The 20,385-nt window shown below is 66.2% G+C and carries 15 protein-coding genes and 3 tRNA genes; 8 read left to right on the top strand and 10 right to left on the bottom strand.

Annotated elements, in window-relative coordinates; genetic code table 11:
* Positions 1 to 254: 254 nt before the first annotated feature.
* From R2B70_RS11170 to R2B70_RS11160, 3 genes are all read right to left on the bottom strand, one after another.
* Positions 255 to 330: transfer RNA gene (locus R2B70_RS11170), tRNA-His, on the bottom strand.
* 44 nt (positions 331 to 374) lie between these two features.
* Positions 375 to 451 (bottom strand) — tRNA-Arg (locus R2B70_RS11165).
* Positions 452 to 488: 37 nt separating this feature from the next.
* Positions 489 to 565 (bottom strand) — tRNA-Pro (locus R2B70_RS11160).
* Positions 566 to 768: 203 nt separating this feature from the next.
* On the opposite strand from R2B70_RS11160, the gene folD reads away from it, so the two are divergent.
* The gene (gene folD / locus R2B70_RS11155; RefSeq protein WP_318161490.1) at positions 769 to 1,626 is read left to right on the top strand and encodes a bifunctional methylenetetrahydrofolate dehydrogenase/methenyltetrahydrofolate cyclohydrolase FolD; all 858 of its coding nucleotides are present in this window, start codon (positions 769 to 771) and stop codon (positions 1,624 to 1,626) included.
* Positions 1,627 to 1,710: 84 nt separating this feature from the next.
* Here folD and R2B70_RS11150 read toward each other — a convergent pair whose 3' ends face one another.
* The 3 genes from R2B70_RS11150 to R2B70_RS11140 all read right to left on the bottom strand — a co-directional run bounded on the left by R2B70_RS11150 (position 1,711) and on the right by R2B70_RS11140 (position 4,975).
* The gene (locus R2B70_RS11150) at positions 1,711 to 2,874 is read right to left on the bottom strand and encodes a trans-sulfuration enzyme family protein (RefSeq protein ID WP_270821997.1); all 1,164 of its coding nucleotides are present in this window, start codon (positions 2,872 to 2,874) and stop codon (positions 1,711 to 1,713) included.
* A gap of 92 nt (positions 2,875 to 2,966) precedes the next feature.
* Positions 2,967 to 3,989 carry an isopenicillin N synthase family dioxygenase gene (locus R2B70_RS11145; RefSeq protein WP_318161489.1) on the bottom strand — a complete coding sequence of 341 codons (1,023 nt, stop codon included), beginning with the start codon at positions 3,987 to 3,989 and terminating at the stop codon, positions 2,967 to 2,969.
* 347 nt (positions 3,990 to 4,336) lie between these two features.
* Positions 4,337 to 4,975, bottom strand: a complete 639-nt coding sequence (locus R2B70_RS11140) for an NAD(P)-dependent oxidoreductase (RefSeq protein WP_318161488.1) — start codon at positions 4,973 to 4,975, stop codon at positions 4,337 to 4,339.
* Positions 4,976 to 5,076: 101 nt separating this feature from the next.
* Here R2B70_RS11140 and R2B70_RS11135 point away from each other — a divergent pair, with 101 nt between their 5' ends.
* Positions 5,077 to 5,976, top strand: a complete 900-nt coding sequence (locus tag R2B70_RS11135) for a LysR family transcriptional regulator (protein WP_318161487.1) — start codon at positions 5,077 to 5,079, stop codon at positions 5,974 to 5,976.
* Positions 5,977 to 6,039: 63 nt separating this feature from the next.
* Here R2B70_RS11135 and R2B70_RS11130 read toward each other — a convergent pair whose 3' ends face one another.
* Positions 6,040 to 6,780, bottom strand: coding sequence for an SDR family oxidoreductase (locus R2B70_RS11130; RefSeq protein WP_042076487.1), 741 nt, complete (start codon positions 6,778 to 6,780; stop codon positions 6,040 to 6,042).
* A 250-nt stretch (positions 6,781 to 7,030) separates the two neighbouring features.
* Here R2B70_RS11130 and R2B70_RS11125 point away from each other — a divergent pair, with 250 nt between their 5' ends.
* From R2B70_RS11125 to R2B70_RS11115, 3 genes are all read left to right on the top strand, one after another.
* The gene (locus R2B70_RS11125) at positions 7,031 to 7,939 is read left to right on the top strand and encodes an AraC family transcriptional regulator (RefSeq protein ID WP_318161486.1); all 909 of its coding nucleotides are present in this window, start codon (positions 7,031 to 7,033) and stop codon (positions 7,937 to 7,939) included.
* Between the two features lie 263 nt (positions 7,940 to 8,202).
* Positions 8,203 to 10,347 carry a TonB-dependent siderophore receptor gene (locus R2B70_RS11120; RefSeq protein ID WP_318161485.1) on the top strand — a complete coding sequence of 715 codons (2,145 nt, stop codon included), beginning with the start codon at positions 8,203 to 8,205 and terminating at the stop codon, positions 10,345 to 10,347.
* A gap of 65 nt (positions 10,348 to 10,412) precedes the next feature.
* Positions 10,413 to 11,207, top strand: coding sequence for a siderophore ferric iron reductase (locus tag R2B70_RS11115; protein WP_318163345.1), 795 nt, complete (start codon positions 10,413 to 10,415; stop codon positions 11,205 to 11,207).
* A gap of 90 nt (positions 11,208 to 11,297) precedes the next feature.
* On the opposite strand, the gene R2B70_RS11110 is transcribed toward R2B70_RS11115, so the two are convergent.
* A complete protein-coding gene (locus R2B70_RS11110) occupies positions 11,298 to 12,233 on the bottom strand; it encodes a LysR substrate-binding domain-containing protein (RefSeq protein ID WP_318161484.1) in 936 nt (311 codons plus the stop codon).
* A gap of 161 nt (positions 12,234 to 12,394) precedes the next feature.
* Here R2B70_RS11110 and metE point away from each other — a divergent pair, with 161 nt between their 5' ends.
* Complete coding sequence (metE, locus tag R2B70_RS11105) at positions 12,395 to 14,659, top strand: 5-methyltetrahydropteroyltriglutamate--homocysteine S-methyltransferase (RefSeq protein ID WP_318161483.1); 2,265 nt, start codon at positions 12,395 to 12,397, stop codon at positions 14,657 to 14,659.
* Positions 14,660 to 15,019: 360 nt separating this feature from the next.
* Positions 15,020 to 16,144 carry an HPP family protein gene (locus tag R2B70_RS11100; protein ID WP_209792598.1) on the top strand — a complete coding sequence of 375 codons (1,125 nt, stop codon included), beginning with the start codon at positions 15,020 to 15,022 and terminating at the stop codon, positions 16,142 to 16,144.
* Positions 16,145 to 16,174: 30 nt separating this feature from the next.
* Here the strand turns inward: R2B70_RS11100 and R2B70_RS11095 are convergent, their stop codons facing one another.
* On the bottom strand, positions 16,175 to 18,109 hold the full coding sequence (locus R2B70_RS11095) for an amidohydrolase (protein ID WP_318161482.1): 1,935 nt from the start codon (positions 18,107 to 18,109) through the stop codon (positions 16,175 to 16,177).
* 166 nt (positions 18,110 to 18,275) lie between these two features.
* Between R2B70_RS11095 and R2B70_RS11090 the strand changes: the two genes are divergently transcribed.
* A complete protein-coding gene (locus R2B70_RS11090; protein ID WP_042076476.1) occupies positions 18,276 to 18,950 on the top strand; it encodes a TetR/AcrR family transcriptional regulator in 675 nt (224 codons plus the stop codon).
* Between the two features lie 67 nt (positions 18,951 to 19,017).
* Here R2B70_RS11090 and R2B70_RS11085 read toward each other — a convergent pair whose 3' ends face one another.
* A complete protein-coding gene (locus tag R2B70_RS11085) occupies positions 19,018 to 20,271 on the bottom strand; it encodes a D-amino acid dehydrogenase (RefSeq protein WP_318161480.1) in 1,254 nt (417 codons plus the stop codon).
* Positions 20,272 to 20,385: the final 114 nt, after the last annotated feature.

The following is a 20,385-nucleotide window of genomic DNA, read 5'->3' as shown; positions in this document are numbered from 1 at the left end:
GCCCTCGAGAGTCTGGCGACGTGGCCGGCGTGTGGTGGTGCGCCGTGCTGGGCAGACAGTGAAGACATAGGGGATTCACGGCGATGGGACAGGCAGGGCAGGGGGCACTTCCTCTTGGCGGGCCGCCAGGCGATGAGTACGTCAGGAGAAGGGGGGGCAGGGGCGGAAAACAAAAAGACCGGCACTTGGCCGGTCTGAAAGGGCAGCATCGAGGGCTGCGGCATCAGGTTGCAGGCAACCTGAAAGGGGAATGATGGGGTGGCTGATGGGGCTCGAACCCACGACAACCGGAATCACAATCCGGGACTCTACCAACTGAGCTACAGCCACCACTGAAATCTGCCTTCGATGCCGCTCTCAAGGAGTCGCATCAATGGCGCGCCCTGCAGGATTCGAACCTGCGACCCACGGCTTAGAAGGCCGTTGCTCTATCCGACTGAGCTAAGGGCGCGTTGTATCAAGAAATCCTAAGGACTTCCCGATGAACCTGGTCGGTGATAAAGGATTCGAACCTTTGACCCTCTGGTCCCAAACCAGATGCGCTACCGGGCTGCGCTAATCACCGAAAATTCGTGCTCCAGCATACCTTCGGCGGCACCACTGGGCAACGGGCGGGCATCATACCCAAGCGCCAAAGTCAGCGTCAACGACTTTTTCCGCCAGTAAATTCAAGTGCCTACTTATTGCCCGTCAGGCGAGAGCCGCTAACACCCGCGCCAAAAAAATGCGACAATGCGCCGCAGTTGAACACAGGATGAGTGAAGAACGATGTCTGCCAAAATCATTGATGGAAAACAGGTTGCGCAAACGATTCGCAACCAGGTCGCCGCGCAAGTCCAACAGCGGTTGGCACAGGGGAAGCGGGCACCGGGTCTGGCGGTGATCCTGGTGGGGCTGGATCCGGCCTCCCAGGTCTATGTGGGCAGCAAGCGTCGTGCCTGTGAAGAGGTGGGGTTCGTCTCCCGCTCCTACGATCTCAGCGCCAATGCGACCCAGGAAGAGTTGCTGGCGTTGATCGACCAGCTCAACGAGGATCCGGCTGTGGACGGCATCCTGGTGCAATTGCCCCTGCCGGCCCATTGCGATACCACCCAGGTGCTGGAGCGCATTCGCCCCGACAAGGACGTGGATGGCTTCCACCCCTACAACGTGGGCCGTCTGGCCCAGCGCATTCCGGCGCTGCGCCCCTGCACCCCCAAGGGGATCATGACCCTGATCGAGACCACCGGCGTCAAGACCCATGGTCTGCATGCGGTGGTGGTCGGGGCTTCCAACATCGTGGGGCGCCCCATGACGCTGGAGCTGCTGCTGGCCGGTTGCACCACCACCACCTGTCACCGCTTCACCCAGGATCTGGAGACCCAGGTGCGCCGGGCCGACTTGCTGGTCGTGGCGGTGGGCAAGCCCAACTTCATTCCGGGGGAGTGGGTCAAACCCGGTGCCCTGGTGATCGACGTGGGCATCAACCGCCTTGCGGACGGCTCCCTGGTGGGAGATGTGGAGTATGAGACCGCGCGTAATCACGCCGCCTTCATCACGCCGGTACCGGGGGGAGTAGGCCCCATGACGGTCGCCAGCCTGATGGAGAACACCCTGAGCGCCTGCCAGGATTACCACGACGCCTGATGAGGGCGACGGGCAGAAAAGAGAAAGGGAAGGCATTGCCTTCCCTTTTTTTATTGCGTCACTCCCCCGGATCGCCACTGGATATCAGAGGAGGGCCAGGGCGGCGGCCAGATCGGCAATCAGATCGTCGGCGTCTTCCACCCCGATGCTGAATCGAATGAGATCGTCATTGACTCCGGCGGCGAGGCGGCTCGCCTCGTCCATGGCTGCGTGGGTGGTGCTGGCCGGATGGCAGGCGAGGCTCTCGAGATCGCCGAGGCTCACCGCCTGCACGAAGAGTTGCAGGTTGTCGAGCAGGGTGGCGCAGCGCTCAAACCCGCCTTCCAGCTCGATGCTCACCATGCCGCCAAAGCCGCTGGCGAAGGCGCCGAGGGCATCGTGGCCCGGATGGCTGGCAAGGCCCGGGTAGATCACCTTCTTCACCGCTGGGTGGGCATCCAGGAACTCGGCCACCTTCTGGGCGTTGTGCAGGTGGGCATCCATGCGCAGGGGAAGGGTCTTGACCCCCCGTTGCAGCAGGTAGGCCTCCTGCGGGCCGATGGGAGAGCCGATGTGCTTGAGGGCCACGGTGCGAATCGACTTCATCAGCTCATGACGACCCGCCACCACCCCGGCGATGATGTCGCCGTGACCGCCCAGATACTTGGTGCCGCTGTGCATGACGATGTCGATGCCAAGCTCGAGCGGGCGCAGCAGGTAGGGGGTGAGGAAGGTGTTGTCACATACCGTGATGGCGCCCACCTTGCGGGCCGCCTCCACCACCACCCGCGGATCCACCACCTTGAGGGTGGGATTGGTCAGGGTTTCGAACAGTACCACCTTGGTGGCGGGGCGGATGTTGGCCAGCAGCGCCTGATCGCTCTCGTAGGCGGTGATCTTGATGCCGGCGCGGCTGAAGGTCTGCTTGAGGAAGGCATCGGTGCCGCCGTAGAGGGGGCCGATATAGGCCACTTCATCACCGCTGTCGGCCAGGGCATACATGATGGCACTCACCGCCGCCATGCCGCTCGCCACCACCAGTGACTCATCTGCACCTTCGAGGGCTGCCAGCTTCTGCTCCAGTTCGGCGGTGGTGGGGTTGCCAAAGCGGCTGTAGATGAAGCCGGGGGCCTGACCTGCGAAGCGCTCCTTGCCCGCCTGGGCGTTGAAGTAGCTGAAGGTGCTGCTCTGGTAGAGCGGGGTGGTGAGGGCGCCGGTCTGGGGATCGATCCGCTGGCCGCTGTGCACGCTCATGGTCTTGAATTTCATTTTTTTACTCCGTCATTGTCAGGTCGTTGCCCGACTGCTTGTGTTATCCGGGGCGCCGTCGCGCCCCTTTTCTCATGTCGAGTGGCGGGTTGTCAGGCTAGCGCTGGCTCGCGCTGCGGCTCGCCTGCATAGTGGCGGGCCGCCACATCCGGGTGGGAGCGCAGCCTCCCCTTGAGCACGTTCTCCCCCACCTGATAAAAGAGCGGGTTGGCGGGATCGCTCTGGGGCCCTTCGGCCAGCGCCGCCAGCTCGGGGGAGAGGCTAAGCAGTGGCACAGTCGCATCCAGCCTTGCCGCCATGAAGAAGGCGCAGGAGAGGCGCGATACCCCGGGAGGGGGGCTCACCACCCGGTGCAGGGTGGCCTTGAGGTAGCCGTCGGACGCGAGCTCCAGCAGCTCGCCGATGTTGACCACCAGGGCGCCCGGCAAGGGGGGGGCGGGGATCCAGCCATCCGCCGTCTCCACTTCGAGCCCGGAGTGATCGTCCTGCATCACCAGGGTCAGGTAGCCGGGATCCTTGTGGGCACCTACCCCCTGACCACTGCTGCCTTCCGGTTGTCCGGGGTAGTGAATGAGCTTCATGTGCTGGTAGGGGGCACCGCGAATGCTCTCGTCAAATACGCCGGCGGGCTGCCCCAGCACCTCTGCGAAGGCGTCCAGCAGGGTGAGGGTGATGTCGCTCAGTCGATCCTGCCATGCCAGCAGACGTGTTTTCATCTCGGGCAGGGCGGCGGGCCACTGATTGGGGCCGATGAGGCGCTGCCAGGGTCCACGAATGTGCGCAACAGGCAGGGCCTGGGCCTCGTTCATGATATCGAACTGCTCCCGCAGATCCGGCCGTGCCCGGGTGAGCTCTGCCCCCACCTGGTTGTAGCCGCGAAAGTGGGGGGAGTGGACCATCTGCACCGCCAGCTTTTCTTCAAGTGGCAGGGCGAAGAAGCGGGCGGCGAGCGCCAGGGTCTCCTGGCGCGCCGATTCGCTCAGATCATGGCCCACCAGATAGAAAAAGCCCACTTCGCGGGCGGCCTGGCCAAGCTGCGCCAGCATCTGGCTGCGTGCAGCCGGGGTGCCCTTGAGGGCGGCGAGATCGATGATCGGCAATGATGGGGTGGTCATGGGCATCTCCTCACTTTCCGTGAATGGGGTCCGCGTGGCCCGGCGTGCGGGGTGTTGCGAAACCGGGGCGCACTCTTCTTGAGTGGCGCCGTTTGGGTTGAGGGTGATGCTACTGTTCGAGGTTATAAGGTGGAAGCAACAAAATATTCTTAGTTATATACAAAATTCGAAATGAAATTCGGGCTTGGGCGAATGGAGCGAGCATCGGGCGGCTCAGGCGACGATCTGCCGTACCGGGCGAGAGCGACATTGGCGTGACGGGATAGACGCGGGAGAGAAAAGGAGGAGGGAGGCATCCGCCTCCCTCCGTGTGACTGTCATGGGAACGGTTGCTGGCGCACCTTTCCTCAATACCCCAGGGTGAAGCGCTGGCGCAGGTGAGCCGGTGCTTGCGCCTCGTTCAGTACGCCGTCCGCCAGATCGCCGACCGTGATCCCGGCGGGTTTGTCACCGTCAAACAGCACCCGATCGGCACCGAGGCGATAGTCGCCGCGCTTCTCGCCGGGTTCGAGGAACACGGGCGGGGAGACGAAGCGCCAGTCGAGGACGGTTTCCCGGCGCAGTGCCCTGAGGCCGTCGCGGGCCGCGAGCGCCCCTTGCTTCCACTCGGCCGGAAATTCCGGGGTATCCACCAGTTGCACGCCCGGCGCTATCTCAAGGCTGCCGGCGCCGCCGACCACCAGCAACCAGCTGCTGGTCGCCTTGGCCGCCGCCACGATGGCGCTGGCACCCTTGAGGTACTGGTCGTAGATGTCCGGCACTGTCCAGCCGGGGTTGTAGGCACTGATCACCCGATCGTGACCCGCGAGCACTTGGGCCAGGGCCTGGCTGTCCTGGGCATCCACCGCCACGGCGCGGACCTGGGGATGGGCTGCGACCTTGCTGATGTCGCGCACGATGGCGGTGACCTGATGGCCGCGGCTGACGGCCTCCTGGAGGATGGCGGAACCGACAAAGCCGCTGGCACCGATGAGGGCAATCTTCATGGGAAACTCTCCTTCGCTGTGGGAATGGGGCTATCCTACGCCCCCGGATATGATTTAATAATCCACTGAAAATTGCATTCACTTGTAAGCAGGGCTTCATAATGGATCAGCTCAGACGCTACGCCATCTTCGCCGCCGTGGTGGAGGCGGGCAGCATGACCGGCGCCGCCAAGGCCCTCGGCATGACCCCGTCCGCCGTCAGCCAGCATATCGGCCAGCTCGAGGGGATGCTCGGCCTGCCCCTGCTGCACCGCTCCACCCGCCGCCTCAGCCTGACCGAGGCGGGGGAGGTGGTATGGCAGGGGTGCCAGTCCCTGCAGCAAACCCTGAGCCAGACCGAACTGCGCCTCTCGGAGGTACGCGACAGCCTGCTTGGGGAGGTGCGGATCACCGCCCCGGTGGGGATGGCGGGTCAACCTCTGGCACGGGCGCTCTCGCCGCTGCTGCAGGCGCATCCGGGCCTGTGCATCCAGATCATCGCCGACGACGAGAAGCGGGATCTCATCAAGGATCGCATCGACGTGGCGCTGCGGGTCGGCACGCTCGAAGATTCCACCCTGGTGGCTCGCAGGCTGGGACAGACCCGGATGCTGCTGTGCGCCGCCCCCGCCTACCTGGCGCGCAAGGGGACGCCGCGCAGCCCGGCGGATCTGCTGACCCACGACTGGCTGGCCTCGGAGATGCTGGGGGGAGGGTTGCTGTTGCTGGATGAGAAAGGGCAGGCCCACAAGGTGAAGCCCAGGCCCAGGGTGCTGTGCAACAACGTGCTGCCCCTGCGCCAGTTCACCCTGGCGGGACAGGGGATCTCGTTGCAACCCGAGGGAGAGATCGCCGAGGATCTCGCCTCGGGCCGCCTGCTGGCACTGCTGCCCGGCTTTTGGGCGCCCGCCATGGAGATCCACGCCATCACGCCCCAGCGGGAGATCCCGGAGAAGGTGCGGCGGGTGATCAGCGCCCTGCGCAGCCACTTCGCCGAGCACGGTCAGAGCCGCGCCCAGTGAGTGGCCGCGGGAGCGAGCAAGGGCGATCGGGATCGCCCGCGCGCCCCCGTCCCTTGCCCGCGCTCATTTCATGTAGAGCCCGCCGTTGATGGCCAGGGTCTCCCCCGTGATATAGGCCCCCGCTTCGCTCGCGAGGAAGGCCACGGCGGCGGCGATCTCCTCGGGCTTGGCGAGGCGGCGCATGGGAATGTCGGCCTTGATGCTGTCGAGCACATCGGTGCGGATCGCCGCCACCATGGGGGTGGCGGTATAGCCGGGGGCGATGGCGTTGACCGTGACTCCGAAGCGGGCCCCCTCCGCCGCCAGCGCCTTGGTGAAGCCCAGCATGCCCGCCTTGGCGGCCGAGTAGTTGACCTGGCCGAATTGCCCCTTCTGGCCGTTGACCGAGGAGATGTTGATGATGCGGGCGTCGCGCTGCTCGCACATGGCGTCGAACAGTGGCTGGGTCACGTTGTAGAGGCTGCACAGGTTGGTGTGGATCACCTCGAACCACTGATCCGGCGTCATCCGCTTGAAGGCGCCGTCCCGGGTGATGCCGGCGTTGTTGACCAGCACGTCGACCCGTCCCTCCTCCTGCAGCAGGTGGCCCAGGGTCTCGCGGCACATGGCGGTGTCGGCCACGTCCAGCGCCAGCAGGCGCACCCGATCCGGCTGGTGCCCCTGGGTGTCGAACCACTCCCTCGCCGCCGCCGCGCTGGTGCTGGAGTGGGTGGCGATGATGCGATAGCCCTGCTCCAACAGGGCGGCGGTGATGGCGGTGCCGATGCCGCCACGGGCTCCGGTGATCAAGGCGATTTTCTTCATGCTGCTCTCCTTGGCATGTCACGACGGGAAGAGTGCCCTGCACTGCCCGGGCAATTGACAATGTTGTCGGCATCCACTGTGGCAGGAGAAGGCGTCACTTTTGTGACAGACCAGGAGGGCGGTTGGCGGACGAGGAGAGCGGCGCCTCGTCCCGCCGTCGCCGGAGAAGGCTTGCCGCCGGCACGACGGCCATGTTTAATGTGGCCTCCCGGGCGAGCGCGCCCCTGCCGGCAGTGGTCTCGAGCGCATCATGATACCGACATCCCCCCTTCCATCCCCAGGCCAGGCGCCCGAGGCACATGCCCACCTCACTCGCATCGAGCGGGTGCTGGACTATATTCACGCCAACCTGGATCAGGTGCTCTCCCTGGAGCTGCTGGCCGAGCAGAGCTGCTGGTCCCGCTGGCAGCTGCAGCGGGTGTTCCTGCACGAGACCGGCCAGACGGTGGCCCACTATGTGCGCGAACTCAAGCTGAGCCAGGCGGCGGAGGCGCTGCTCTCGACCCGGCAGCGGGTGCTGGATCTGGCGCTCAGCCATGGCTTTGGTTCAGAGGTGAGCTTCAGCCGCGCCTTCAAGCAGCAGTTTGGTTGCTCGCCCCTGGCCTATCGCAAGCGCGGCCTGCGGCTGGGGTTGCGCACCCCGCTGGTGCGGGCGGCGGCGCTGCCCACCCCGCCCAGGCTGGTGCAGGTGCGGATCGAGAGCCAGCCCGGCTTCACCCTGCACGGCGTCAGGGGGGAGATCCTGGGCCTCTTTGCGAAGGAGCCCGACTTCCAGCAGACGGTGCCCGCCATCTGGCATGCCCTGCGGGAGGCCGGCGGTCTGTGCCCGTCGAGGGAATGGCTGGGGGTGGTGGACGTCTCGGGGGCGGGGCCGAGGTTGCCCTACTGGGCCGGGATGGTGGCCGGGGAGGGGACGCCGCCGCCAGGCCTGTCGCGCCTCGAGGTGCCGGCCCAGGAGTATGCGGTGCTCACTCACCTGGGCCCCATTGAGCAACTGGGGCAGAGTCTCAACTGGTTCATCCAGCACTGGCTACCGGGCTCCTCCTACCGGGGGCTGGATGGCTTCGAGCTGGAGCGCTATCCCCCCGGTTTCGACGCCAGGCAGCCGGACGCCCGCATGGAGTACTGGTTGCCCATCGCCCCTTGCGGGGAGCCTTGATCGCCTGCTCCTGCCGCCCTCCCGCCGGCGTCATCAGTCTGCGCCCCCGGACCCAAGGCGCGCTGGTTCCGAGGCCGATAGCCATTTGAACTCACTTGCGCCGTCCGTTGCCAGTGGATGTTGTCAGTTGAGGCTGACTTCCTCCTGATTTCTCCGCTTTTCCCGCCAAGATGCCCCAAATTGTTAATTTCGGGGCGAAATAGAACAATAAAATGCAAATGATATTTGTTACTATTCACATGCAGTAGGCAGTCGAGGATCAGATGCAACTTGTTCACCCCCCATTGACCGTGGTCGCCGCGACCATCTCCACCCTGTTGGCCGGCTCGGCGCTGGCCGCCGCTCCCGCGAGCACCGAAGCGGCGCGTGCCGACGAGACCCTGACCGTGCTGGGTCAGACCTATCGCAACACGGCGACCAAGACCCGGCTCGACCCCATCGAAACGCCCCAGGCGATCTCCGTGGTGGACGGCGAGACGCTGGAGCAGCGGGGGGTGAGCTCGGTGAGCGAGGCGCTGCGCTACGTGCCCGGCGTCAATACCGAGCTGCGGGGCGGGGCGGTCAACCGGCTGGATCTGTTCAACATCCGCGGCTTTGACAACTACCAGAACTTCTATGACGGTCTCTTGTTGCAATACAACGAGTGGAACCTGCAACCCCAGATAGATCCGGTGGCCATGGAGCAGCTGGAGGTGTTCAAGGGGCCGACCTCGGTGCTCTATGGCAGCATGCCCCCCGGTGGCATGGTCAACCTCATCGCCAAGCGCCCCCAGCGGGAGGCCAGCCACAACGTGAGCCTGGCGACCGGCACCGGCGCACTCAAGGAGATGACCCTGGACAGCACCGGGGCCATCGACGACAGGTTCGCCTACCGGGTGGTGGGGCTGGCCCGCCAGAAGGAGGGCCAGGCGGTGACCTCCGAAGAGGAGCGCTACGTGTTCGCCCCCTCCCTGGACTGGCAGCTCGGCGAGCGCACCCTGCTGAACCTCAACCTCTACTACCAGAAGGATCCCGCCGCCGGCATCTACACCACAGTGCCCGCCAGCGGCTCGGTCAAGAGCAATCCCCTGGGGCAGCTTGGCAGCGACACCTTCCTCGGCGACGAGAACTGGAACGAATACAACCGGGACGTGACCCTGATCGGCTACAAGCTGAGCCACGAGCTCAACGCCGACTGGCAGCTGCTGCAAAATGCCCGCTACATGGATGCCTCCGCCTACCAGCGCAACACCTACAACGCGGCCCTGGCGGCGGACAACCGCACCCTGGCGCGCAACGCCTACCTGACGGACGAAGACTCCCGCGGCTTTGTCATCGACAACCAGCTCGCGGGCAAGGTGCAGACCGGCGCGGCCCAGCACAACCTGCTGCTCGGGGTCGATTACCAGTATCTGGATGCCCACGTGCTCTACCGGGACACCCTCGACTACTCGGCCCCCAGCATCGACATCTTCAACCCGGACCACAGCCAGATAGTGCCGGGAGCACTCACCTTCAACTACCAGGATCAGAAGGTGATCCGCCAGTCCCAGACCGGCGTCTATCTGCAGGATCAGGTGCGCCTCGACCGCCTGGTGGCCATCGGTGGCGCCCGTTACGACCGCTACCGGATGGACACCGACAGCCATACCCTCTACCTGGGGGCAGCCAGCCAGTCCCTGGCACAGATCGATCAGGACAACCTCTCGTTGCGTCTCGGCGCCCTCTATGAGCTGGACCATGGCCTCTCGCCCTACGTGAGCTATGCCGAGAGCTTCGAGCCGGTGCCGGGGGCAGACAAGGACGGCAAGGCGTTCAAGCCGGCCACCGGCCACCAGTGGGAGGGGGGGCTCAAGTTCCTCTCCGAGGACATGAGCAAGACCTTTACTGTCGCTGCTTTCCATATCACCAAGGAGAACGCCCTGGTCACGGATCCGGACAACGTCTACGGGCCCAAGCTGCAGACCGGCGAGACCGTCTCCAAGGGGGTCGAGCTGGAGGGGCGTGCCGATCTCACCAGCCGGCTGGACCTGGCTTTCAGCTACACCCTCATCGACATGGAGATCACCCGTGACACCACCAGCCTGCAGGGCAAGACCCCGGTCTGGGTGCCCGAGCAGATGGCGTCGCTCTGGAGCAACTACCTGCTGGGCGGCAGCCTGGAGGGGATGCGGGTGGGCGCCGGCCTGCGCTACGTGGGGGAGGCCGAGATGGATGCCGCCAACACCGACAAGGTGCCGGACTACCTGCTGATGGACATGTCCGCCTCGTACGATCTCGCCGCCCTCAGCGCGAGCCTGAAGGGGGTGGGGGTGTCGCTCAGCGCCAGCAACCTGCTCAACAAGACCTACTACTCCTGCTACGACCAGAACAACTGCTGGTTCGGGGCACAGCGCAACCTGGAGGCTCGACTCAAATACGCATTCTGACCCTGCGCCCCGGGCTGCGTCCGGGGCATTCACCCTCTGCGGGCGGCGATGACCGCAAGCACGTCCTGCCACGGGGCCTGGGGGCGCTGGCGCTGCATGCCGAGCGCACCCTGGCAGCGGATCATGACACCCTGTTTGCGGCGGCGGCCAGCCTGATCCCCTCCCTCAGGGGGCAGGGACTGGCGGCGGGAAGCCGGCCTCCGTTGCTGGCCACTCACACCGAGGCGACCCCGACCGAGGTGGCGGCCGCCCTCCATGCCCACTGGCGGCAGGCACACCCGGAGGCGGGCCCCGCCTACTGGCTGACCCGCAGCTGGGGCATGCTCTGCTGGCAGTCCATCTATCTGGCCATGGTGGCCGTCTATCGGGTCGGCGCCGTGCCCGCGCTGGACAGACTGGGGCAGGGGTATGAGGCCGGGCTGGTGTCCGGCTTCTGTCTGCCCCGGGAGCCCATGATCAAGGGGGAGGTCGATGTGTTGATCAAGGCGGCGGGCTCTCGGCTGCGCAGCCACTGGCAGCAGCTGTTCGAGCTGTTTGCCGGGGTGCAGCGACTGCGGCCCGGATTCGTGCATCCGCTCCTGGCGGACGATCTGCTGGCGGCCCTGGTCAGGGTGCCCGATTTCTTTGGAGAGGTGAACCGGGACGAGGTGTCAGCCCATGCACCGCGCTGGCTTGCCGCCTGCGGCCTGCCGGCCTCGCATCTGGCGGGTTGGCGCGAGGCAGTGCGGCCTTTGGAGGCGGTCTTCCCCGGCTATGTGCGCCAGCGCTGCTGTCTGCACTACAAGCGCCGGGACGGGGAGCTGTGCGACAACTGTCCACGGCGACACGGCCAGGGCAGTTGCGAGGGGGTGGAGACTTAAGCAGGAAGAGTGGGCAGCAAGGGGTCGTGAGGCCACGACCTTGCTCCTGTGGCATCTGGCCGCCCCGAGGGGCGGCTTTTTCATGCCCTGTTACTGCGCGGCCATCCGGGTGCGAATGCGCTCGAACAGGCTCTGCAGGCAGGGCTGATCCCGGTCGGCGGCGCGCACGGCGCCATACATATGGCGGCGGATCCCGCCGCCCAGGGGCCTGGCCTGGAGCAACCCCTGGCGGACAAACTCCTCGCTGGCCCAGCGGGGCAGGGCGGCGACCCCGAGGCCGGCGGCGGCCATCTGCAGCATGACGGAGGTGTTGTCCACCGGCTTGCAGCGGGCGGGCTCCACCCCGGCAGGTTGCAGGAAGCGGCTGAACACGTCCATGCGGGCCCGCTCCACCGGGTAGACCAGCAGCACCTCGGCGCGCAAGTCGTCCGGCGCGATGCCACTCTGCTGGCAGAGGGGGTGATCCGGCGCCATCACCAGTTCGAGATCGAAGGCGAACAGGGGGTCGAAGTGGAGATCCCCGCGGGCCTGCACATCCGAGGTGAGCAGCAGGTCGAGCTGGCCGCCGAGCAGGGCGCTGATGGCATCGAAGCCGGGGACCGATTCGACCTCCAGATCCACCCCGGGCCACTGGCGACGAAAATCCGGCAACAGCGGAAGCAGCCACTGGATGCAGCTGTGGCAATCCAGCGCCAGGTGCAGCCTGCCCGCGTCGCCGCTGTGCAGGGCCAGCAACTGGCGCTCGGTTTGGGCCAGGGCGGGCAGCACCTGACGGGCCAGGGCGAGCAGATGCTGCCCCGCCGCCGTCAGCACCAGAGGGCGGCTCTTTCGAAGAAACAGCTCCAGATTGAGGCGGGTCTCCAGCTCCTTGAGCTGGTGAGAGAGGGCGGACTGGGTGAGGTTGAGGGTGAGCGCGGCCCCGGCCAGGGACCCTTGCTCCGCCAGGGCGCTGATGGTCTTCAGGTGTTTGAGATCGATGCCCGGATTGCTGCTCGCGGGGGGGCTGGATAGGTTGGGCGCGACCATGGCACTGCTCCTTTGTGCGTCAGTTGAGGATTTCTTGAGAGCCAGTTGAAGAGGATTCAATAGCCAGGGCCACCTTATCTCGCCATTCTGGATGTGTAAACATCTGGATGGCCAAATCATCCAGTTTCCCATCAGATGAACGAGCATAAGGAATTGGACCTATGACACGAGCACACACCCTGGGCTTTCCCCGTATCGGCGCCAAGCGCGAGCTGAAATTTGCCCTCGAATCCTACTGGCGTGGCGAGACCACCCAGAGCGAGCTCCTCGCCGTGGGCAAGAGCCTGCGTGAGCGTCACTGGCAGGCGCAGCGCACCGCCGGGGTCAATCTGCTGCCGGTGGGGGATTTTGCCTGGTACGATCAGGTGCTGGGTACCAGCCTGCTGGTGGACGCCGTGCCCGCCCGTCACCGCCACGGCGAAACCGACCTCGACACCCTGTTCCGGGTGGCCCGTGGCCGTGCGCCGACCGGCCCGGCGGCGGCGGCTGCCGAGATGACCAAGTGGTTCAACACCAACTACCACTACCTGGTGCCGGAATTTTACCGCGACCAGCGCTTCAAGCTGGGCTGGCGCCAGCTCTTTGACGAGGTGGAGGAGGCCAAGGCATTGGGGCTGCCGGTCAAGGCGGTGCTGCTGGGCCCGCTCTCCTACCTGTGGCTCGGCAAGGAGAAAGAGAGCGGCTTCTCCCGTCTCGAGCTGCTCGACCGCCTACTTATCGTCTATCAGGAGATTTTGGCCAAACTGGCGGCCCAGGGGGTGGAGTGGGTACAGATCGACGAGCCGGCCCTGGCGCTGGACCTGCCGGACGAGTGGCGCCTCGCCTACCTCAAGGCGTATGAGCGCCTGAGCGGCCCCTGCAAGCTGCTGCTCACCACCTATTTCGGTTCGGTGGCTCATCAGCGCGACATCATCACCAGCCTCAAGGTGGACGGCCTGCACCTGGATCTGGTGGCGGCCCCCGAGCAGCTCGAGACGCTCGTTCCGCATTTACCGGCCCAGTGGGTGCTCTCCGCTGGCGTCATCAACGGCCGCAACGTCTGGCGCGCCAACCTGGCCAGGCTGGCGCCGACCCTCAAGGCATTGAAAGAGAGGCTCGGCGAGCGCCTCTGGGTGGCCTCCTCCTGCTCCCTGTTGCACAGCCCGGTGGATTTGACCCTGGAGCACGAGCTGGATCCCCAGACCCGCAGCTGGTTCGCCTTCGCCCTGCAAAAGTGCTATGAGCTGGGGCTGCTGTCCGACTACCTGGACGGCGGCGCCCTGGACAAAATCGAGGCTTACAGCCAGCCCATCGTGGATCGGGAGTCCGACAGCCGGGTCCACAAGAAGGCGGTGCAGTCGCGGCTCGCCAGCCTGACCAACAGTGACTTCGATCGCCACAGCGCTTACCCGGTGCGCGCCGAAACCCAGCGCACGGATCTCAAGCTGCCGCTGCTGCCGACCACCACTATAGGCTCCTTCCCGCAGACCGCCGAGATCCGGGCGCTGCGCCAGGATTGGCGGGCCGGTCGCATCGATGACCAGGCCTACGAGGCGGGCATTCAGGCCCAGATCAAGGATGCGATCGCGCGCCAAGAGGCCATCGGGCTGGATGTGCTGGTGCACGGCGAAGCCGAGCGCAACGACATGGTGGAGTATTTCGGTGAGCTGCTGGACGGCTTTGCCATCACCCGCTTCGGCTGGGTGCAAAGTTATGGCTCCCGCTGCGTCAAGCCGCCGGTGATCACCCGTGACATCGACCGGCCGACCCCCATGACGCTGGCGTGGACCAAGTTCGCCCAGAGTCTGACCGACAAGCCGGTGAAGGGGATGCTGACCGGGCCCGTGACCATCCTCTGCTGGTCCTTCCCGCGGGAAGACGTGAGCCGCGAGCAATCCGCCCTGCAGATTGGTCTGGCCATTCGCGACGAGGTGGCAGATCTGGAAGCCGCCGGCATCAAGATCATCCAGATCGACGAGCCGGCGATCCGCGAAGGCTTGCCCCTGCGCAAGCAGGATCATCAGGCCTATCTGGACTGGGCGGTGCGCGCCTTCCGCCTGAGCGCCAGCCCTGTGGCGGACAGCACCCAGATCCACACCCACATGTGCTACAGCGACTTCAACCTCATCATAGAGGCGGTGGCGGCGCTGGATGCGGACGTGATCACCATAGAGACCAGCCGCAGCCAGATGCAGCTGCTCGAAGCGTTCGAGCGCTTCAACTACCCCAACGAGATTGGCCCGGGCGTCTACGACATCCACTCCCCGAACGTGCCGAGCCAGGGCTGGATTGAGGACCTCATCCGCAGGGCGGCCAGACAGATCCCGGCGGAGCGGCTCTGGGTCAACCCGGATTGCGGCCTCAAGACCCGCGGCTGGGAAGAGACTGAGGCCGCCCTCAAGGTGATGGTCGATGCCACCAAGGCGCTGCGCGCCGAGCTGGCCTGAGCCGCGGGAATCTGACCGGCCAGGCGACACAGGCATCCAGTGGGTCCAAGCACCGATAACGAGTAAAACCCGCGCAATGAGGGAGGGGAGGCCGAGGCCTTCCCTCTTTTTTGCGTGGTGGCGTCCTTCTCGGGAGGCGGCCTGGTGAGCGGCGCGGCACCCGAGCCTCAGGGGCCGTCCACGCGCCCAGGCAGCCAGCGGATGTCGAGGGGCATTGCGACCCCCGATCACCGGATTGAGGTGTGCCGGGCCCGGGGCGCCGGGATCCTGAGGCCGCGATGACGCCCACGCTGGTGCTGGGCGGGGAGAAATGGCTAGAATTGCGCATTTCAAATAAATCTTATCGTCAGCGGGAGCAGGATGCAGTTCAGGGATTTCTTGCCGGTATCGACCAATACCAGCCTCAAAGAGAGTTGTTACGGCGCCCTCGGCGCCCTCGTCGGGTTGCTGGGCACCGCCTGGCTGTGCCGGTGGGGGCTGGGGCTCGAGGTGCACTGGCTCATCGCCCCCATGGGGGCCTCCGCCGTGCTGCTGTTTGCCGCCCCGGCGAGCCCCCTGGCCCAGCCCTGGTCCATCCTGGTGGGCAACGGGGTGTCGGCGCTGATGGGGGTATTGAGTGCCAGCCTAGTGCCGGACATGGCCCTCGCCTCGGCCCTGGCGGTGATGCTGGCCATCGCCGCCATGTTCCTCACCCGCAGTCTGCACCCGCCCGGCGGCGCCGTGGCCCTGACCGCCGTGATCGGCGGTGAGGGGATCCGGGCGCTGGGGGTGAGTTACGTCTTGCTGCCGGTGCTGCTCAACTCCCTGTTGCTGCTGAGTCTGGGGCTGCTCTACAACCGGCTGCTGGGACGCCGTTATCCCCATGGCGGCAAGGTGGCCCCCAATCGCCACCAGACCGCGGATCCCCAGCCGAGCGCCCGGCTCGCCACCGGGGACATCGACTTCGCCCTGGAGAAGCACGGGGAGCTGCTGGACATCAGCCGCCAGGATCTGCAGGAGCTGCTGCAGGAGGCCCAGTTGCACGCCCTGCGGGGGCGGGTGGGCACGGTGCGCTGCCAGGATGTGATGTCGCGGGATCTCGTCGTCACGGCGCCGACAGCGTTTGCCATGACCGCCTGGCACCTGCTCTCCCACCACCAGATCAAGGCGCTGCCGGTGGCGGACGAGGAGGGCAGGCTGGTCGGCATCATCACCCTGCACGATCTGATGATCGACCGGGCAGGCCGCCAGCCCAGGGTGCGCGCCGAGCTCGAGCGGCTGAGGGTGGCGGATCTGATGACCCGGGAGGTGCGCACGGCGCGGCGCTACCAGCCGCTCTACGATCTGGTGGAGGCCTTCTCCGACGGCGGCCTGCACCACATGCCGGTGGTGGAGGGGGACAAACTGGTGGGGATCATCACCCAGTCCGACATGGTGGCGGCCCTCTTCACCCTGGCCCTGAAACCCGGAATGGCGAAAGAGGGGGCTCCCGCCAGCGAGCCATAAGAAACGGGCCCCGCGAGGGGCCCGTGTCGTTCAGGGTTTGCGGTAGACGGTCTCCCCCATGAAGACCGTCTGCTCGACCCGGGTGTCCGCGATCCGCTCCGGGGTGCCGGCCTGGACCAGAGCGTACAGATCCCGGTCCAGCACGATGAAGTCCGCCGACTTGCCCGCCTCAATGGAGCCGGTGATGTCCCCCTGTCGTACCGCCCTGGCCCCGTTAATGGTGTAGGCGGCCAGCATCTCGGTCAGCGAGGTGCGCTGGCTGGCGTGATACTCATCGCCGCTGCCGGCGGACTGCACTATGCCGGCCGCCATGTTCTCGAACGGGCGCGGATCCCGGCTGTCCACCGGGGCGTCGCTGCCGGCCACCAGCACGGCCCCCGCCTTGCGGCTGCTCTCGACCGGGTAGAGGGCGCCGTGCAGGTAGCCCTGGGGATCGTAGAGCGCCTCGGTGAGGGGCTGCCCCGCCTTGCCTGGCTGGATGAAGGGGGTGACCAGCATGTCGTAGGCGAGCTGGGGTGTGGTCCAGGCGTAGGTGAAGGTGAGGTAGAGGCCGAGCGCGCCGAGGCGGCGCTGATCGTCCGGATGCACCACCTGCAGATGGGCCAGGGTGTGGGGAATGCCGCTGTCGCCGTGGTGGGCGCGGGCTGCCTCCAGGGCATCGAGGGCCACGCGGGTGCTGCGATCGCCGATGCTGTGCATGTGGATGCCAAAACCGGCTTCATCCAGCGCCGTGACGTAGCGCGCCAGATCCGCCTCCCGGTAGTTGACGATGCCGTTGCTGCCCGAGTCCTCGCTGTCGGCGGTGATGCTCACCTCGCCGCTGGCGGGGTCCATGGCGAGGTGTGGGTGCAGGTAGTTCTCCAGCATGCCGGCGTTGGGCAGGAAGGGGGGCGTGGTGAAGGGATCCCCTTCCAGCACCCCGTCGAGGAAGATCTTCACCGTGTCGGCCTTTATCAGGGGGTTGCCTGCGAAGGCATCGCGCACCTGGTTCGCCTTGGCCAGGTGCCCCTCGATGTCCAGCCTGCCGGCGTAGTCATCCTGGTGGAAGCAGGTGGCGGCGTTGATCCTCATGTGCAGCAGCCCCTGCTCCTGCATGGTGCGCAGCCGATCGCGGATGAAGTCGTTGGCGCAGGCGTCCTGCACCCCTGTGATGCCGCGGGACGCCATCAGCTCGGCGATGGCGGGGAGGATCTGGTCGTACTGGGCCGCGGCCTGCTCGCCGCTTGCGCTCAGCACCCCGGTGTCGGGCACGGCGATGGCGCTGCGGGCGGCGTCCCGCACGACGCCACTGGCCAGATCCACATAGAGGCTCAAGGCCTCGAACACGCCGCCGGGCGCCAGGGTGGCGGGGTTGAAGCCGACCACATTGCCGTCCTTGTCCGCCGCCTGGGCCAGCGCCAGGCTGTTGTAACCGCCGGCGTGGCCGTCGACCCCGGCCAGCATCACGGGATTGTCCGGTGCCGCCGCGTCCAGGGCCGCGAGCAGGGTGGCATGGGCGGCGGTGGGGGCGTTGCCGTCATAGGGGGACCACTGGTTGACCACCAGCCAGTCCCCCTGCTCGGGGGCGTAGCGGGGCAGGCACTCCCTGACCTTGGCCACGAGCTGATCCAGATTGACGGCCTCGCCGTCCAGATCGCACATGTCGAGCGCCACAGTGCCGAGCAGGTGGATGTGGTTGTCGTGCAGGCCGGGCAGCACCATCCTGCCCTGCAGATCCACCACCCGGGTGGCCTGGTTCCTGAGGGCCTCGGCCCCTTCGCGGGAGCCCACATAGGTGAACTTGCCGCCCTGCACCACCATGGCCTCGGCCTGGCTGCGGGCGTCATCCTGGGTGTGGATCCTGGCGTTGAGGTAGAGGGTGTTGGCCGGCGGCGGTTCGCTGCTGTCCTGTTGGCAACCGATCAGCAGGGTACCGGCCAGCAGGGCGATGAGACCCGGCCTGAAGGGGGGAAATGGGCTATCCATAGCGTGCTCTCCTGGGTTGATTGCAGTGATTACTGCAAATATGGGCACCTATGGTTATTGCAGCCTTTGGTGAAAATGCCAGTGATTGCTGCACTTTTTTTGACTTATGTTTATCTTGTCTCATCATGTAGTTATGAAAGACAGTCACCATGGCGGGAGAAACGGTATGGGGGAACATTCGCTGCCTGACGGCCTCTGCATGCGGCGCCAGCCCAGGCAGCAGCGCAGTCAGGAGGTGGCGTCGCGCATCGAGCAGGCCACCCTGGATCTGCTGCAGGAGCAGGGGTTCGCGGCCCTCAACACCAATGCCATCGCCGCCCGGGCCGGGGTGGGGATCAAGTCCCTCTACCATCTCTACCCCAACAAGGAGGCGATCATCTGCCAGCTGGCCATGGCCTGGCTTTCGGCGGTGTGCGAGGCCCAGGAGGCCATCCGCACGCAGGCCGACAGCTGGCCGCAGACACTCCTGCTGCTGGATGAGGCGCTGGAGGCGCTGGACGCGCGCTTCGTCGGCTACGGGGCGCTGTGGCAGGCGATGGATCTCATCCCCGCCCTGCACCAGGTGGAGCAGGAGCACGAGGGGCGCCAGATAGCGTTCTGGTCCGAGCGGCTGCGCCATTTCGGCTGCCGCTGGCCCGAGCCCGAGCTCACCACCCTGGTGCGCTATTTCTACCGCACCGCAGACGTGGCCAGGCAGTGCACCAAGGGGCAGGGGGAGGCGGGCAGCGCACTGTGGCAACTCCATCGGCGCTGGAGCGAGCAACTGGTGGCGACGGCCATCGCCGAGCCGGATCCGGCGCGGGTCTGGCACTCCCTGCCCGGGCTGGTACCCGTGCCCTGACGAGGCGTGAAAATACGAGAGAGGGAGTGCTTGGCACTCCCTCTCTCGTCTGAACCCGGTGGCAGAGCTAGCCGTAGCGGGCCAGGGTCAGCCCCTCGTCGCTGATGGCGGGGGCGCTGCCCGAGATGAGATCGCTGAGCAGCTGACCCGATCCCGCCGCCATGGTCCAGCCCAGGGTGCCGTGGCCGGTGTTGAGCCAGAGCCCGGGGATGGGGCTCGGGCCCACCAGGGGCGTGCCGTCCGGGGTCATGGGGCGCAGCCCGGTCCAGAAGCTGGCCTGCGCGAGATCGCCCCCTTCGGGGAAGAGGTCTCTTACCACCATGGCCAGGGTGTCGTGGCGCTTGGGGTTGAGCGCCAGGTTGAAGCCCGAGAGTTCGGCCATGCCGCCGACCCGGATCCGCTCGTCGAAGCGGGTGATGGCCACCTTGTAGGTCTCGTCCAGCACAGTGCTGCGGGGGGCACCGGCGGCATCCGTCATCGGCAGGGTGAGGGAGTAGCCCTTGACCGGGTAGACGGGGAGCGCTATCCCGAGGGGGCGCAGGAAGCCGGTGCCATAGCTGCCGAGGGCACAGACGATGGCGTCGGCCTGGAAGCGCCGCTCGCCGGCCCGGACCGCCACGGCGCGCCCCTTGGCGGTCTCGACCTCGTCGATGGCGCAGTTGAAGACGAAGGTCACCCCGATCCGACGAGCCTCGTCAGCCAGGGCCCGGGTGAAGCGGAAGCAGTCCCCTGTCTCGTCTCCCGGCAGGCGCAGGCCCCCCACCACCTTGCCGCGTACCCGCGCCAGGGCGGGCTCCACCTCCTCGCAGCCGCTGGCATCCAGGGACTGGTAGGGGACGCCGTACTCTTCCAGCACGGCGATGTCGCGCTGGCTGGCATCGCGCTGGGCCTGGCTGCGGAACAGTTGCAGGGTACCGAGCTGGCGCCCTTCGTACTCGAGGGCCAGCTCCTCCCTCAGGGCCTTCATGCAGTCGCGGCTGTATTCGGCCAGCCGCACCATGCGCCCCTTGTTGACCGCATAGGCCGCCGGAGTGCAGTTGGCGAACATCTTCAGCATCCAGCTCAGCTGGAAGGGATCCGAAGTGGGGCGCACCGTGAAGGGGGCGTGTTTTTGCAGCAACCACTTGGCCGCCTTGAGGGGGATCCCGGGAGCCGCCCAGGGAGAGGCATAACCCGGGGAGATCTGACCCGCATTGGCATGGCTGGTTTCAAGGGCCACCCCGTCACGTCGCTCCAGCAGGGTCACCTTGTGACCGGCCTTGGCCAGATACCAGGCGCTGGTCACGCCGACCACGCCACCACCGAGTACCACTATGTCCATCTTGTCTCTCCTTGACTGGGGCCTCCACCTTAATCAGCCGCCACAGGATATTCAACTGGTGTCGATGTCATTGGTGGTTATTGCTATTCACATTTTGTTAACTGGCTCTCAATG

The organism is Aeromonas sp. XH, from assembly GCF_033348475.1.
Taxonomy (GTDB): Bacteria; Pseudomonadota; Gammaproteobacteria; order Enterobacterales; family Aeromonadaceae; genus Aeromonas; species Aeromonas sanarellii.
This window is presented reverse-complemented; position numbering and strand designations above follow the sequence as displayed.

Bases quoted from the DNA above. Each gene is read 5' to 3' on its own strand.
- R2B70_RS11100 (WP_209792598.1), top strand. From the start codon at position 15,020: ATGCAGTTCAGGGATTTCTTGCCGGTATCGACCAATACCAGCCTCAAA.
- R2B70_RS11110 (WP_318161484.1), bottom strand. From the start codon at position 12,233: ATGGTCGCGCCCAACCTATCCAGCCCCCCCGCGAGCAGCAATCCGGGC.
- R2B70_RS11150 (WP_270821997.1), bottom strand. From the start codon at position 2,874: ATGAAATTCAAGACCATGAGCGTGCACAGCGGCCAGCGGATCGATCCC.
- R2B70_RS11140 (WP_318161488.1), bottom strand. From the start codon at position 4,975: ATGAAGATTGCCCTCATCGGTGCCAGCGGCTTTGTCGGTTCCGCCATC.
- R2B70_RS11095 (WP_318161482.1), bottom strand. From the start codon at position 18,109: ATGGATAGCCCATTTCCCCCCTTCAGGCCGGGTCTCATCGCCCTGCTG.
- R2B70_RS11130 (WP_042076487.1), bottom strand. From the start codon at position 6,780: ATGAAGAAAATCGCCTTGATCACCGGAGCCCGTGGCGGCATCGGCACC.
- metE (WP_318161483.1), top strand. From the start codon at position 12,395: ATGACACGAGCACACACCCTGGGCTTTCCCCGTATCGGCGCCAAGCGC.
- R2B70_RS11145 (WP_318161489.1), bottom strand. From the start codon at position 3,989: ATGACCACCCCATCATTGCCGATCATCGATCTCGCCGCCCTCAAGGGC.
- R2B70_RS11135 (WP_318161487.1), top strand. From the start codon at position 5,077: ATGGATCAGCTCAGACGCTACGCCATCTTCGCCGCCGTGGTGGAGGCG.
- R2B70_RS11125 (WP_318161486.1), top strand. From the start codon at position 7,031: ATGATACCGACATCCCCCCTTCCATCCCCAGGCCAGGCGCCCGAGGCA.
- R2B70_RS11090 (WP_042076476.1), top strand. From the start codon at position 18,276: ATGGGGGAACATTCGCTGCCTGACGGCCTCTGCATGCGGCGCCAGCCC.
- R2B70_RS11085 (WP_318161480.1), bottom strand. From the start codon at position 20,271: ATGGACATAGTGGTACTCGGTGGTGGCGTGGTCGGCGTGACCAGCGCC.
- R2B70_RS11120 (WP_318161485.1), top strand. From the start codon at position 8,203: ATGCAACTTGTTCACCCCCCATTGACCGTGGTCGCCGCGACCATCTCC.
- folD (WP_318161490.1), top strand. From the start codon at position 769: ATGTCTGCCAAAATCATTGATGGAAAACAGGTTGCGCAAACGATTCGC.